This is a genomic window from Kitasatospora sp. NPDC036993 (assembly GCF_055607525.1).
Genome location: NZ_JBVJRP010000012.1, coordinates 92,950 through 106,026, shown reverse-complemented (window position 1 = coordinate 106,026; position 13,077 = coordinate 92,950). Strand labels below are relative to the sequence as shown.

Annotated in this window: 15 protein-coding genes; 7 read left to right on the top strand and 8 right to left on the bottom strand. The window is 72.9% G+C overall.

What is annotated here, in order from left to right; all coding sequences use genetic code 11:
• The first annotated feature begins 45 nt into the window (after positions 1-45).
• Complete coding sequence (locus ACZ7C5_RS25500) at positions 46-1,380, top strand: nicotinate phosphoribosyltransferase (protein WP_401090848.1); 1,335 nt, start codon at positions 46-48, stop codon at positions 1,378-1,380.
• Positions 1,381-1,590: 210 nt separating this feature from the next.
• Complete coding sequence (locus ACZ7C5_RS25495) at positions 1,591-2,181, top strand: isochorismatase family protein (RefSeq protein ID WP_470323524.1); 591 nt, start codon at positions 1,591-1,593, stop codon at positions 2,179-2,181.
• 102 nt (positions 2,182-2,283) lie between these two features.
• Here the strand turns inward: ACZ7C5_RS25495 and ACZ7C5_RS25490 are convergent, their stop codons facing one another.
• On the bottom strand, positions 2,284-3,288 hold the full coding sequence (locus ACZ7C5_RS25490; RefSeq protein ID WP_401090844.1) for a hypothetical protein: 1,005 nt from the start codon (positions 3,286-3,288) through the stop codon (positions 2,284-2,286).
• Positions 3,289-3,544: 256 nt separating this feature from the next.
• Here ACZ7C5_RS25490 and ACZ7C5_RS25485 point away from each other — a divergent pair, with 256 nt between their 5' ends.
• Positions 3,545-4,234: a hypothetical protein gene (locus ACZ7C5_RS25485; protein ID WP_470323523.1), complete on the top strand. Its 690-nt coding sequence runs from the start codon at positions 3,545-3,547 to the stop codon at positions 4,232-4,234.
• 131 nt (positions 4,235-4,365) lie between these two features.
• Here the strand turns inward: ACZ7C5_RS25485 and ACZ7C5_RS25480 are convergent, their stop codons facing one another.
• Entirely contained in the window at positions 4,366-5,361 is a 996-nt protein-coding gene (locus ACZ7C5_RS25480) for a cation diffusion facilitator family transporter (RefSeq protein WP_470323579.1), read from the bottom strand.
• On the opposite strand from ACZ7C5_RS25480, the gene ACZ7C5_RS25475 reads away from it, so the two are divergent.
• Together ACZ7C5_RS25475 and ACZ7C5_RS25470 are read left to right on the top strand one after the other, a co-directional pair.
• The gene (locus ACZ7C5_RS25475; RefSeq protein WP_470323582.1) at positions 5,293-5,523 is read left to right on the top strand and encodes a hypothetical protein; all 231 of its coding nucleotides are present in this window, start codon (positions 5,293-5,295) and stop codon (positions 5,521-5,523) included. The two genes, ACZ7C5_RS25480 and ACZ7C5_RS25475, sit on opposite strands and share 69 nt — an antisense overlap.
• A 253-nt stretch (positions 5,524-5,776) precedes the next feature.
• A complete protein-coding gene (locus tag ACZ7C5_RS25470) occupies positions 5,777-6,217 on the top strand; it encodes an RNA polymerase sigma factor (RefSeq protein WP_401090839.1) in 441 nt (146 codons plus the stop codon).
• A 105-nt stretch (positions 6,218-6,322) separates the two neighbouring features.
• Here ACZ7C5_RS25470 and ACZ7C5_RS25465 read toward each other — a convergent pair whose 3' ends face one another.
• Entirely contained in the window at positions 6,323-6,916 is a 594-nt protein-coding gene (locus ACZ7C5_RS25465) for a DinB family protein (RefSeq protein WP_470323522.1), read from the bottom strand.
• 197 nt (positions 6,917-7,113) lie between these two features.
• Between ACZ7C5_RS25465 and ACZ7C5_RS25460 the strand changes: the two genes are divergently transcribed.
• A complete protein-coding gene (locus ACZ7C5_RS25460) occupies positions 7,114-7,689 on the top strand; it encodes a GNAT family N-acetyltransferase (protein WP_401090835.1) in 576 nt (191 codons plus the stop codon).
• On the opposite strand, the gene mycP is transcribed toward ACZ7C5_RS25460, so the two are convergent.
• The 4 genes from mycP to ACZ7C5_RS25440 all read right to left on the bottom strand — a co-directional run bounded on the left by mycP (position 7,683) and on the right by ACZ7C5_RS25440 (position 11,810).
• Positions 7,683-8,846 carry a type VII secretion-associated serine protease mycosin gene (gene mycP / locus ACZ7C5_RS25455; protein WP_470323521.1) on the bottom strand — a complete coding sequence of 388 codons (1,164 nt, stop codon included), beginning with the start codon at positions 8,844-8,846 and terminating at the stop codon, positions 7,683-7,685. The two genes, ACZ7C5_RS25460 and mycP, sit on opposite strands and share 7 nt — an antisense overlap.
• Positions 8,847-9,046: 200 nt before the next feature.
• Positions 9,047-10,480: a WXG100 family type VII secretion target gene (locus ACZ7C5_RS25450; RefSeq protein ID WP_470323520.1), complete on the bottom strand. Its 1,434-nt coding sequence runs from the start codon at positions 10,478-10,480 to the stop codon at positions 9,047-9,049.
• A gap of 47 nt (positions 10,481-10,527) precedes the next feature.
• Positions 10,528-10,983, bottom strand: coding sequence for a hypothetical protein (locus ACZ7C5_RS25445; RefSeq protein WP_401090829.1), 456 nt, complete (start codon positions 10,981-10,983; stop codon positions 10,528-10,530).
• A 98-nt stretch (positions 10,984-11,081) separates the two neighbouring features.
• Positions 11,082-11,810 (bottom strand): endonuclease V, encoded by a 729-nt coding sequence (locus ACZ7C5_RS25440; RefSeq protein ID WP_401090828.1) that lies wholly within the window; start codon positions 11,808-11,810, stop codon positions 11,082-11,084.
• A 195-nt stretch (positions 11,811-12,005) separates the two neighbouring features.
• Here ACZ7C5_RS25440 and ACZ7C5_RS25435 point away from each other — a divergent pair, with 195 nt between their 5' ends.
• On the top strand, positions 12,006-12,278 hold the full coding sequence (locus ACZ7C5_RS25435; protein ID WP_470323519.1) for a hypothetical protein: 273 nt from the start codon (positions 12,006-12,008) through the stop codon (positions 12,276-12,278).
• A gap of 36 nt (positions 12,279-12,314) precedes the next feature.
• Here ACZ7C5_RS25435 and ACZ7C5_RS25430 read toward each other — a convergent pair whose 3' ends face one another.
• Entirely contained in the window at positions 12,315-13,043 is a 729-nt protein-coding gene (locus ACZ7C5_RS25430) for an RDD family protein (protein ID WP_401090824.1), read from the bottom strand.
• Positions 13,044-13,077: the final 34 nt, after the last annotated feature.

Sequence of the window (13,077 nt, the reverse complement as noted above, 5' to 3'; positions counted from 1 at the left end):
AGAGAAATCGTCACTCTGACGCTAAGTGGTAGTAGCATCATCCTCATGGACGCCACTTCAGTGCGCGCGGCCGGCTCGACCGCGCTGCTCACCGACCGCTACGAGCTCACCATGCTGCAGGCAGCCCTGCGCAGCGGAGCCGCGCACCGCCGCTCCGTCTTCGAGGTGTTCACCCGCCGCCTGCCCAGCGGCCGCCGCTACGGCGTCCTGGCCGGCACCGGCCGGGTGCTGGACGCCGTCGAGAGCTTCCACTTCTCCACCCCCCAGCTGGACTGGCTGGCCGACCAGGGCGTGGTCGACGAGGACACCCTGCGCTTCCTGGCCGACTACCGCTTCCGCGGCGACATCCACGGCTACCCCGAGGGCGAGGTCTACTTCCCCGGTTCGCCGCTGCTCACCGTCGAGGGCAGCTTCGCCGAGGCGGTGATCCTGGAGACGGTGATCCTCTCGATCCTCAACCACGACTCGGCCATCGCCGCCGCCGCCTCCCGGATGACCGCCGCCGCGGGCGGCCGTCCGGCGATCGAGATGGGCGCCCGCCGGGCCCACGAGCAGGCCGCCGTCGCCGCCGCCCGGGCGGCCTACGTGGCCGGCTTCGCCGCCACCTCCGACCTGGAGGCCGGCTTCACCCACGGCATCCCGACCACCGGCACCGCCGCGCACGCCTTCACCCTGGTCCACGACAGTGAGCGGGACGCCTTCAGGGCGCAGATCGCCTCGATGGGCAAGGGCACCACGCTGCTGGTCGACACCTTCGACCTGCGCGAGGCCGTGCGCACCGCCGTCGAGGTGGCCGGGCCCGAGCTGGGCGCCGTCCGGATCGACTCCGGCGACCTCACCCTGTTGGCCCACCGGGTCCGCCGCCAGTTGGACGACCTGGGCGCCGACCGGACCAGGATCATCGTCACCTCCGACCTCGACGAGTACGCGATCGCCGCCCTGGCCGCCGCCCCGGTGGACGGCTACGGCGTCGGCACCAGCCTCGTCACCGGCAGCGGACACCCGACCTGCGCGATGGTCTACAAGCTCGTCGCCAGGGCCGGGACCGACGGCGGGCCGATGGTGCCGGTGGCCAAGCGCGCGGCCGGCGGCAAGACCAGCATCGGCGGCCGCAAGTGGGCGGCCCGCCGGCCCGACGCCGACGGGGTGGCCGAGGCCGAGGTGGTCGGCACCGGGCCCGTCCCTGACGACCTGCGGCCGCACCTGCTCCAGGTGCCGCTGGTGCTCGGCGGCGAGACGGTCGGCCGGGAGCCGCTCAGCGCCGCCCGTGACCGGCACGTGCGCGCCCGCGCCGCGCTGCCGCTGTCCGCCACCCAGCTGTCCAAGGGCGATCCGGTGCTGCCGACCGAACTGGTCCTGCCCACCGAACCCACCCGCTGACCGGAGCCGCCCGGGGCCGGGCCACCGGACCGGCCCCGGGGCTTCCGCCCCCGCTCGCCACTCCCTAGAGTCAGCCTTAGAGTTCCCCCGAGTTTTCCCCGGAGCTCCCCGAGGACCCCCGCGCCCCGCACGGCCGGGCCGAGTGCTCCCGAGGGCTCCCCCACCGGGGCGCCGCCTCCCGCGGGCCCCCGAGATCCGAGGATGCCAGCCATGCACCGGGCACTGATCGTCGTCGACGTGCAGAACGACTTCTGCGAGGGCGGCAGCCTGGCCGTCGCCGGAGGCGCGGAGGTGGCCGCCGCCATCACCGACCTGATCGCCGAGTCCGCCCCCGGCTACCGGCACGTCCTCGCCACCCGCGACCACCACATCGACCCTGGCGACCACTTCTCCGCCGAGCCCGACTACGTCGACAGCTGGCCGCCGCACTGCGTGGCCGGCACCGAGGGCGTGGGCTTCCACCCCAACTTCGCGCCCGCCGTCATCTCCGGCGCGGTCGAGGCGGTCTTCGACAAGGGCGCCCGCTCGGCGGCGTACAGCGGCTTCGAGGGGCTGGACGAGAACCGCCGCGGGCTGGTGGAGTGGCTGCGCGAGCGGCAGGTCGACGAGGTCGACGTGGTCGGCATCGCCACCGACCACTGCGTCCGGGCCACCGCGCTGGACGCCGCCAGGGAGGGCTTCAGCACCCGGGTGCTGCTGGACCTCACCGCCGGGGTGAACCCGGAGACCACCGCCGCGGCGCTGGCGGAGCTGCGGGCGGCCGGGGTCGAGCTGGTCGGCGAGCCGGTGGTCCGCCCGTAGCGCCTTCCGGCGCTGCGACGTGGGGACTGCGGCTCCGGGTCTGTGACTCCGGGCCGTGGCTCCGGGCCGTGGCCACAGCCGGCCGACCGGAGGGCCGGCCGCTCAGACCACCAGCAGCTCCACCACGTCCGTCCCGCCGACCCGGTGCGCCTCGCGCAGTTCGCCGCCGACCGCGTCCGGGTCGGCGGCCAGCCGGGCCCCGGAGACGTACACCACGCGGACGCCCAGGTACTCCATCCGGTGCTGGCCGCCGCGCACCCAGGCGGCCTCGCCCTCGCTCACGCTGCGCAGCTCCGGGTCCACCTCCACCGCGACGCCGCGGTCCGGCCAGTAGAGGTCGGGGACGGCGATGTACGTGCCGCCGCGCATCCGCAGCTCGGGGGCGCTCAACGGGGCGGGCAGCAGCCACTCGTCGACCAGTCGGCCGATCCGCTCCAGCAGCAAGTCCCGCTCGGCGGCGATGAGTTCGTCCAGCGCGGCCCGCACCCTGGGTTCACAGGTGAGCCCGGAGTCGGCCAGCTCGTCCACCAACTCCCGTACCGTGCAGCGGTTCTCGGGCGATGCCACGGCCTCCCGCAGCACCTCGCGCACCGGGGCCGGGCCGCCGGGACCGGCCGTCCACTCGACCAGCGCGTCGGCGACCGCCCTGGCCACCGGAGCGCAGGCCAGGCCGTGCACCGACCGCGCCACCAACTCCCGTTCGGTGCGCCTGATCCGGACCTCGCCGACGTCCTTCAGCCGGCGCTGACGGGGCACCAGGACGTCCACCCCGGCCACCGCGGGCAGCCGGGGCACCGCGGTGAAGCCGTACAGCGCCAGCGCGGCCGTACCGGTGATCACCGCGACCTCCCGACGGCCCTCCTCGCGCCCGTTCTGCGCGGCGTACAGCAGGGCGGCCCACATCCGTTGCTCCGGGGTGGGCTCGGCGGACTGCAGCAGGTAGACCCTGGGCAGCATCCGCCGCCAGGGGCCGCCCCGACGACAGTGCTCGGTGATCACCCGGGCCGGCACGCCCCGGGCGCGCAGCTGGTTCGCGGTGACGACGTTCTGTTGACGCTTCGCCAGCTCCTCCAGGGACGGCGGCGGCGACGGAATCCGGTAGCTCATGCCGACACCATCCCCAACCGTCCGGACCCCCGACCGGGTGCCTGACGCACTGTTACCCAACCGTCGCGAAACCGGGATCAGCCGGCACTAAAGTCCTCATACCCTCACTCATTTGGAGTAATTGACGCTCATAAGGTTGTCACATGTGATCGAAAACGATCGCCACCCTGGTCGCCTGACCCAGAGTGACCAAAGGCATACGGCGAGGGACCCCCAGGGCGTCAATCCCACCCCGGGAATTGCCTAGGCTTACGTCATGTCACGTGACGAGACCGCCGGCCTCCGCGCGGCCCAGCTCCGCCTCGGCCGTCTGCCCGGATACGTCCGCCGCCCAGACCCCGCCCGCCGGAGCGGCGAGAAGGGCCATACGTACAAGAAGGGCTGGGAAGTCCGCTTCACCGCCCGCAGTGAGGCCGAGATAGCAGAGATCCGCGACCTCGTGGTCGCCGCCGGGTTCGCCCCGGCCAGGCCCTTCTTCAAGGGGCACCAACTCATCCAGCCCGTCTACGGCATGGCCGCCGTACAGGCCTACCTGGCCGCTAGACAGGCCGCCGAGGAACACGCCGCCAGGGCCGCGCTCGGCCGCCGGCGGCGCACGGACGGACCGACCGTCGGGGGGCACGGGTCCGGACCGCTCGTGGGCGGCGGGCACACCGCGGGTTCGCTCGGGTCCGGAGGGCACTCGCCCGGAGGGCACTCGCCCGGAGCACACGGGCCCGGAGGGCACTCGTCCGGAGGGCACGGGCCCGGAGCGCACGCCGCGGGTGCGGCGCACCGGTGCGAGCGTGAGGAGGCCGCCGCCGGAGCAGCCGCGGCGGCTGCGGCCGCGGCTGCCGTGGCCGCGCGGGCGGCCCGGCGACGAGCGGTCGAAGCCTTCCCGACCCAGGTCGAACGGGACACCGCCGCCGACCGGATCTCCCCCACGGAGGCCCGGACGACCTCCTGACGGGCGGCCGCTCCGCCCGTCCGCCCGCCCCGGCCGGTCCCGCCCGCCGGCTCCGTTCGGGCCGGTCCCGATCGGACCGGCTCCGTCCAGGCCGGCCCCGTGCAGGCCGGTCGCGTCCAGACCGGTCCCGTTCAGGCCGCCGGGGCGTGGTCGATGTGCACGGTGGCGGCCAGCAGGCGCGGGACCGCCCGGATCAGCGCCTGCTCCGCCGCCTCGGCCACCCGGTGCGCCGCCACCACGGTCAGCGCGCCGTCCACCACCACGTCCGCCTCGGCGCGCAGCGAGTGCCCGATCCACCGCATCCGCAGCGCGCCCACCCCGCGCACGCCGTCCACCTCGCGCAGCGCACCCTCGGCGGTGTCCACCAGGACCGGGTCCACCCCGTCCATCAGCCGGCGGCCCACCTCGCGCACCGAGCCGCGCAGCACCAGCAGGATCGCCGCCGTGATCAGCAGGCCGACCAGCGGGTCCGCCCAGGGCAGGCCGAGTCCGGCTCCGGCCGCGCCGACCAGCACCGCGAGCGAGGTCAGCCCGTCGGTCCTGGCGTGCACGCCGTCCGCGACCAGCGCCGCCGAACCGATCCGGCGGCCGGTGCGGATCCGGTAGCGGGCCACCCACTCGTTGCCCAGGCAGCCGGCCAGCGCGGCGACCGCCACCGCCACCAGGTGGTCCACCGGCCGGGGGTGCAGCAGCCGGTCCACCGCGGCCACCCCGGTGAACACCGCCGAGGCCGCCACGGCCAGCACGATCGCCACCCCCGCCAGGTCCTCGGCCCGCCCGTACCCGTAGGTGTAGCGGCGGTTGGCGGCCCGGCGGCCGAGCAGGAAGGCGATCCCGAGCGGGACGGCGGTCAGCGCGTCGGCGACGTTGTGCACGGTGTCGCCGAGGAGCGCCACCGAGCCGGAGAGGGCCACGATGGCGGCCTGGACCAGCGCGGTGGCGCCGAGCACCACCAGCGAGATCCACAGGGTGCGCAGCCCCTCGGCGGAGGCCTCCATGGCCGTGTCCACCCGGGCGGCGGCGTCGTGCGAGTGCGGGCGCAGGAGATGGGTCAGGCGGTGGCGCAGACCGTGGGCGTGACCGTGGTCGTGGTCGTGGCCCTGGGCCCGATCCTGGGCGGGGGTGATGCCGTCATCGTGGTGATGGCCATGCCCCCGTCCGTGGTGATCTTCACCGCGATCGTGAGTGCGGTTGTGCGGGTGGTTGTGCGGGCGCGGGTTCGCGCCCTGGGCGTGGACGTCAGCCTCCATAGGCCCTACGGTGGCACATCAACCGCCTTGCAGCCATAGCCGTCCTACACCCTCTGACCAGCTGCGACGCGCTCGCAACTACGCCTCCCACGCCACTGCGCAGCACCACCCCGCCGGCCCCCGCCCGGCCGTCCCGCCGCCACTCCACCCCCGGTCGCCACCGGAACCGGCCTGGCGGCGACAGGTTCCGGGCATTCCATCGGATTGGTCACCCAGCGCACCGAGGGCCTACCGTAGAGTGAGCACAGATGATCGACCGTCAGAAACCCATCTCCCTTTCCGAGAAGCCGAGATGACCAACCGTCACGAGAGTCCCGCCGAGCCGCCCCCGGGGCCCGGCGAGCCGGCGGAGGTGCCACTGGAGTTCACCGCGTTCTGCGAACTCCACCGCCCCCGGTACCTCAGCTATGCCCGCGTGTGGCTGACCGAACACAGCGCCGCGGCCACCGCCGTCCAGCAGGCGTTCGCGGAAATCGCGGTGCACTGGCGGGAGTTGATGGGCAGCTCCAACCCGACCGCGCACGCCTGGGAGATCCTGCGCGGCACCGTCGCCGAACACACCCGCAGGGTGACCGCCGACCCGGACCGCCACCCGGCCGACGACGACCTCGCGGTCCTCCACTACGTCGTCGGGCTCGCCGCCCCCGAGATCGCCGACGTCATCGGCACCGACGCCGCCAGCGTGGCCGGCCGACTGCGCCGCACCATGCTGCGCGAGGCCTCCGGCTGGTGACCCCTCGCCCCGCCCGCCGCCGGAACGGCCTCCCCGGGGGCGGCCGGTCCCCGGACACCCGTTCCCGGGGCCTCCGGTCCGTGGACGACCGCCCCCGGGACCGTCTCAGACCCGCTCGCCCGTCACGTCGAACAGGTGGTGCACCGGGTCGTGGATCAGGTACCGGGAGAACGTCTCGACCGTGAACCGCGCCCCGTCACCGCGGTTCCCGGTCCGCCGCCACTGCTCGCCGGCCACCCGCTCGAAGGCCGCGGCGAGCTTCTCCGCGGCCTCCGCCAGCTCCCCGGCCACCACCTGCGGGTCCTGCTCCCCGTAGCGCTCGGCGACGGCCGTCTCGTCCTGGTCCCAGTTGGGGAACAGCGGGCCGTCCTGGTCCAGCATCAGGTTCAGCCGGATGTCGAACAGTCGGAAGACGTCCCGGACGTGGCACGCGTACTCCAGGTCCGACCAGATCCCGGGGGCGGGCCTGCGGCGCAGCCCCTCCCCGTCCCCGGCCAGCACCGCCAGCCAGCCCTCCGCATTGGCCCTGACCATCCCGGCGACGTCCTCCCGGACCACCCGCGGGGTGTCCAACCCGCAGTCGGGGCAGGGGCGTTCCAGCACCCAGGTCCAGTCCTTGGTGTCCGGGACGATTCCGTCGGTGGTGGTGGCGGCGGTGACCGGTGCGTTCTCGACCGGCGTGCTCTCAGAAGTGCCCATGGCCCCAGCATCTCCGCCGCCCCACCGACCCCACCAGCGGCAATGACGCCAGCGACCGCCGAAATGCGGCCACCCCCGGCGCATTCACCCGGCGCAGTCCCCCCATACGCGCCCCCTCCGCCACGCTCACCCCATATCGGCGCGTACGGACGAAAACGCGTGGACGAACCGGAGACCGACCACCCATCCTGAGCGCCATGACCGCCGACACCGCCGCCGACATCGCCGCCCTCGCTGACAAGCCCACCCTGGACGGCCGCACCGTCCGCCTCGTCCCCCTCGGCGAACGGCACACCGACCCGCTGTGGGAGCTCTGCGCCGACGAGACGACCAACCGCCTCACCGGCACCCGCACCGCCTTCACCCGCGACCGGATCCGCCAGTGGTGCGCCACCCGCGCCGACCAGCCCGACCGCCTCGACCTCGCCGTCGAGGACCCCGCCACCGGCCGCTTCCTCGGCGAGACCGCCCTCACCGACGTCGACCCCGACAACTCCTCCGCCGGCTTCCGGATCGCCCTCACCCCGGACAGCACCGGCCGCGGCATCGGCACCGAGACCACCCTCCTGGTCCTGCGCCACGCCTTCGAGACCATCCGCCTCCACCGCGTCCACCTCGAAGTCTTCGAGTACAACGAACGCGCCGCCCACTCCTACCGCAAGTCCGGCTTCACCCTCGAAGGCCGCGCCCGCCAGGCCCACCACTGGGGCGACCGCTACTGGGACGTCCTCCACATGGCCGCCCTACGCGACGAATGGCTCGCCACTCACTGATACGGCCCCCCATACGGCGGCTGCCGGTACGGCTGCTGCTGATGCTCCCCCGCAGCCGCGGCCCGCCTCCTCCGCCCCCGCACCACGAACACGACGACGAGCACCACGGCCCCGACCAACAGTCCCAGCAGCCCCACACCGATCCCCACGATGACCCAGGGGCCGATCGCGTCGCTGCCGCCGCCGTGGTCCCCCTCAGAGACCATGGGCGCCTCGGAGGGCTCGTCCGTCTCCTCATCGGCGGGAGGAGGCGTGCCCTTTGCCTCCGGTCGGTTCGCCAGCGGGTTCTCCCGAGGTCCGTTGTCCACCGCGGGGTTCGCTTCCAGAGCCTTCGCCGGTGAGAGAACCCCATATCCGTAGTGGCTGTTGGGTACCCCGGACCCATCAGCCGGCAAAATGGCCGACTTGATCATCCGGTTGATCACCTGTCCAGCTGACAGGCTCGGATATTTCGACCGAATCAGCGCAGCAGTGGCGGACGTATAGGCGGCGGCGCCGGAGGTACCGTCGCCGGCCGCGTAGCTCGTGGGTGACTTGGCCGAAGCGTGATAGATGTCCACGCCAGGTGCGATGAGTGTGGTCTCGGGCCCCGGTGTGGAACCGGCCCACACAACTCCCTTGGAATCCATGGCGCCCACGGCCACCACCCCGGGGAAGGCCGCCGGATAGTTGACACCCAAGTCCGAACCGCTGTTGCCCGCACTGGCGATCAGAACGGCGTCCTTCGACACCGCGTACGCAACGGCCTTGCGCGTCTTCGTGTCGAACCGGAGGAGCCCTCCCAGGGACATATTGACGACGGTCGCACCGTGGTCCACCGCGAAGCGGATAGCCTCGGCAAGATCGTTCACCTGAGGTTCGGAGCCACCGTCCGTGGTCTTCACCTTCACCGGCAGAATCTTTGCCTTCGGGGCCAGACCCATCACTCCGGCCTGCGAACCGTGTCCATGCCCCACGATGAGGCTCGCCATGCCGGTACCGTGGCCGACAGTATCGATACGGCCATCCGACTGGGTTCCTGAGAAGTCAGCCCCAGGAACGACCTGCCCGGTCAGATCCTGATGATCCGAGTTCACCCCGCTGTCGATCACCGCAACGACGACGCCTTCGCCCTGGCTGACCGGCCACACCTTCGACTCGACCTCGAAGGTCTTCAAGGCCCACTGCTGGTCCCTGATCTGATCGCCCGATGCCGCCGGTGCGGCAACACCCCAGACCAATGCCCCGACGGCAAGGGCCGCTGTACCACGCGCCAACCAACGGCTCGTCAAACCCGGTCACCCCACTCGCCGAGGCGTCCCACAGATCCGCGACCTGCGGGATGCGATCAGATCACCCGTCCGTCCACGGGTCGGCCTCATTCCACCACGTTCGGGTTGGTCGGCTTGTCCGACGCCCAGGTCTCCTCGTCTTCTACGAGGTAGTCCGGCCGCTTGCCGTCCTTCTCCCGGTCCTTCTTCCGTCCTTGCGCCCCGCCCAACGGGACACCGGGCGTCATGCCGTTCGTGCTTGCGGCGCTGGACTCCCCCCTGAACCGGTTTCGCGCCCCCAGCCCCGACCCGCCCTCGGTGAATGCCTGCTTGCCGCGCGCACCCTCGCCAGGCAGCGTGGTCTCACGGACAGCACCACCAGGCCGAGCCGGAAGCCCAGCCGTCTGCCTGGCTCCGGACGCCCCACGCCCCCCGGCCCCGACACCCGGGTGGACTTGACCGCCACCACCGGTGTTGCCGGCTCGGCCCCCGAGTGAACTCGAACCGCCCCCTGGCGTCTCGGCGCCGGGGAACCCCTTGCCGCCGATTCCGGTCTTGCTCTGGCCGAATCCAGGCACGCCCGGCGCATTCTGCGCGGTCGGCCCCGCAGGACTGATGCTCTGCACGCCCCCGCCGGGGGGCGATCCATTCACGGGCCCTGCGGCCGGTGCACTGTTCAGGCCGGAGGTCTGGGTCCCCGAGGTAGGGGGCGTCGGAACGCTACCGCTCGGGCCAGGAACCGGCGTACCGGTGATGCCCGAACCTGAAACACCGCCCGGTGTGGTCAACGGCTTCGCCGAGGCCTGCGCCGAACCTCCCTTGATCCCGGAGTCCACCGGGACAGCTGAATTCCTGGGTACGGAGCCCGCAGCCGCCGGTGGCTGGGAGGACTTCGGCCGCTGCATTGCGGGGGCGGGTACCGTCCGTACCGGCGTTCCCCCGGCCCCAAGAGAGGTGCCCGACATCATCGCGGCGGCCATCGCCGCTGCGGAACTCGGATCGCCCTGTGCTGCCACCTCGTGCGAGTTTTCCTTCCCCCTAGGACTGTACGGCGACGGAGCCTTCAGGGCCGGGGTGGCGACGCGGTAGTGCATGGCGAGGGTTTGCATGATGGCGGCCGCTTCGGCCTTCTTGCGGTCGGCGACCGGGATGTGTTCGTCGTCGTCGCCGAAGAGGGCGTCGCCGACGGTGTCCTTGACCTTGTCCCAGTTGCCGGGTTCCTCCGGCATGTCGCGCTTGGCCTTGGCCATGGCTTCGGAGGTCTGGTGGAGGATGTTGGCCGCGTCGTTGGCGTAGGCGGCGGCGTTGTTGATGCTGGCGGCCAGGGTGAGCATGCGGGTGTGGAAGGCGTCGCTGGTGGTGCCTTCCCAGGAGGTGGCGGCCTCGGTGCTGGCCTTGGTGAGGGTCAGGCGGATCTGCTTGAGGGTGTCGGCGGCCCTGCGCCAGGGGTCGCCGGCGGCCATCACCGCGCCGGGGTCGAGGGCCTGGGCCATCGTGCGGAGCTGGGCGTGGCTGTACTTGGTGAAGTCGGTGTAGACCACGGGCGGTCGGCCTCCGTTCGGTCCGGGCAGCGGGCGGCGAGCGGCGGCTAGACGGTGGTGTTGCCGCGGTTGGACGGGGTGAGGTTCTTCCGGGCCGCTGCCTGGCTGCTCGCGGAGGGCTGGGCGACGGACCAGCCGTCGTCGCCGGGCTTGAGCTTGGCGACGGTGTGCCGGTCCTGCTCCTCGTAGTTGGTGGCGGTGAGGTCGGCCTTCCGCTGGGCCTCGTTCACGGCTTCCTGGAGCTGGTTGAGGACGTCGCGCAGCGCGTCCCGCATGGTGCCGTAGCGGCCGTGGATCTCGGTGGCCTCGGCGAAGGTCCCGAAGGCGCTCTTGCCGATGCCGCTGCGGCCGTGGGTGTCGGTGCCGTCGGCGTGCTTCTGGAAGTCGGCGAGCAGCAGCCGTACTTGGCCGGCGAAGGTGCGCAGTTGCTCGACTTCGACGCGGTAGCCCTGCCCGGCTCCGCCGGTCGAACCGGTACCTGTGGTCCCTGGTCCTGATCCCATTTTCGGCGCCTCCCCCGTGCGTCCGTCCCTGGCGGCCGGGGCCGGGCCCCGGTGTCTCATGTCTAACACACCGTGCCCGAATCCCGCCCCGGGCATGGTCAGTTCGCGGTCGTCCCGGTCCGCTGGGCTTCGGCGAGGGCGCGTCGGCAGAGCGCGTCGGCGTGCCGGGTGGTCTCGGGGAGGCGGTAGTGGCGGGCGAGGCCGAGGGTGGTGCGGACGGCGGTGTCGAGGCCGGTCCGGTGGCCGACGGAGACGAAGACGGGTTTCACGCCCGGCCTGGTGCGGACGGCGCGGCCGACCTCCTCGCCGGTGGCTGGGTCGGTGAGCGGGGTCCAGGAGCCGCGCGGGGCGTCGGGCTGGTGGTGGTCGAAGGTGAAGGGGGTCTTGGCGACGCCGAGGGTGCGCAGTCCGGTGAGGACGCCGAGGTGGCTGGCGAGTCCGAGGCGGCGCGGGTGGGCGATGCCGTAGCCGTCGCAGACGACGGTGTCGGGGGTGCGGGTGAGGGCGGCCAACGCGTCGAGGACGGCGGGCAGTTCGCGGAAGGCGAGCAGTCCGGGGACGTACGGGAAGGCGATCCGGCCGACGACGGTGGCCTGTTCCACGACGTCCAGGGTGTCCCGGTCGAGCAGGACGGCCGCGGCGGCGACGAGGTCGCGGTCGTCGTCGTACGCGACGTCCACACCGGCGATCAACGGGCCGGCGGCCTCGTCGTCGTGGGTCTGGACGAGCGGGCGCAGCCGCTCCTGTTCGGCGAGCGCCTCGGCCTCGGTGGTGGGCCAGTCGGCGGGGATGGGCACGGTCGGTTCCCCCGGTACGTGTGGGTGCATGGTGGTGCGCGGTGTCGACAGGTTCCGGGCCACCGTACCGACCGGGTCGGACGACCCCGGGATGAGCCCGTGCGCCCCCTGTGCCCCCGCCCCCGGCGGCTAGCCTGGACGTACCCGGCTCCCCCGCCGGGCAGGACCACCGGAACCGGCACCACTCCCGCCCGTTTCCCCCCGACGCGCGAAGGACCCCCCGCCATGCCGCGCCCCTCCGTCGCCCAGGTCTGCCTCGGCTCGTTCACCGTCGTCGCCGCCACGGTGGCACTGCTCGCCGTTTCGGGCGCCTCCGGCGTCCTGGCGGTCGCGGTGCTGGTGGGGTTCTCGCTGGCGCTCGGCACCGTGGTGACGGTGCTCGCGATGTCCGCCGCCCGGTCCGGGGCCCCGGCTCCGGTGGCGAGCCCCGCGGATCCGGCCGAGGCGCCCGGCCCCGCCCCGGCCGCTGCCCGGCACGCGTACGCCCGGCAGCGCTGAGGCGCCGCCGGGCGCAGGTGCGTCCCGCTCCGCCGCTCAGACCTCCGTGGTGACCACCACGGTCTTCGCGGCCTTGTCGTGCAGGCACTGCCGGTACGGCTTGTCGAAGACGCCGAAGAGCCCGTCGACGACCCACCAGAGTGCGGCGCAGCAGAGCACGGCCGGGAGGATGAAGACGGCGGCGCGGGTCCAGGCGGCGGACTGGGTGGGCTTGTTCCCGTCGACGAGCATGGCGACGCGGATCTTCATCGCCTTCTTGCCGAGGGTCTGGCCGTCCCGGCTGAGCATCAGGGCCTCGTAGACGAGGTAGATGGCGCAGCCGAGCCAGAACGCCTCGGTGGAGCCGTTGCGCGTGCCGAGGTCGCTGAAGGGCCCCACGATGATCACAGCGATGAGCTGCATCAGGAGGTAGTCGATCAGCCGGGCGAGGATCCGCTTGGGCCAGGTGCCGATCGGCGGCATGCCGGGGACGGGGCCGGCGCCGGGAGTGCCGTACGCGCCGGGACCGTAGCCGGTGCCGTAGCCGGGCGGGGCCTGGTCGGACGGAGTCTGACCGTACGGGTCCTGACCGGGGGTCGGAGCGCCGTACGGGCTCCCGCCGTAGGTGCCCTCATAGGCGCCGGGACCGCCGGACGGACCGTTGGACGGGGTCGGGCCGGACGGCTCGCCTTCCGGCGTGCCGCCGCCGGGCTGCGGGGGCTGCTTGTCGAAGGAGGGCTTGCCGCCCCCCTCCGGCTGGGGGCCTGAGGGGTCGTGGGTGCTCATGCTCCCGAGTAGAACATCACACATTCTCAATGCT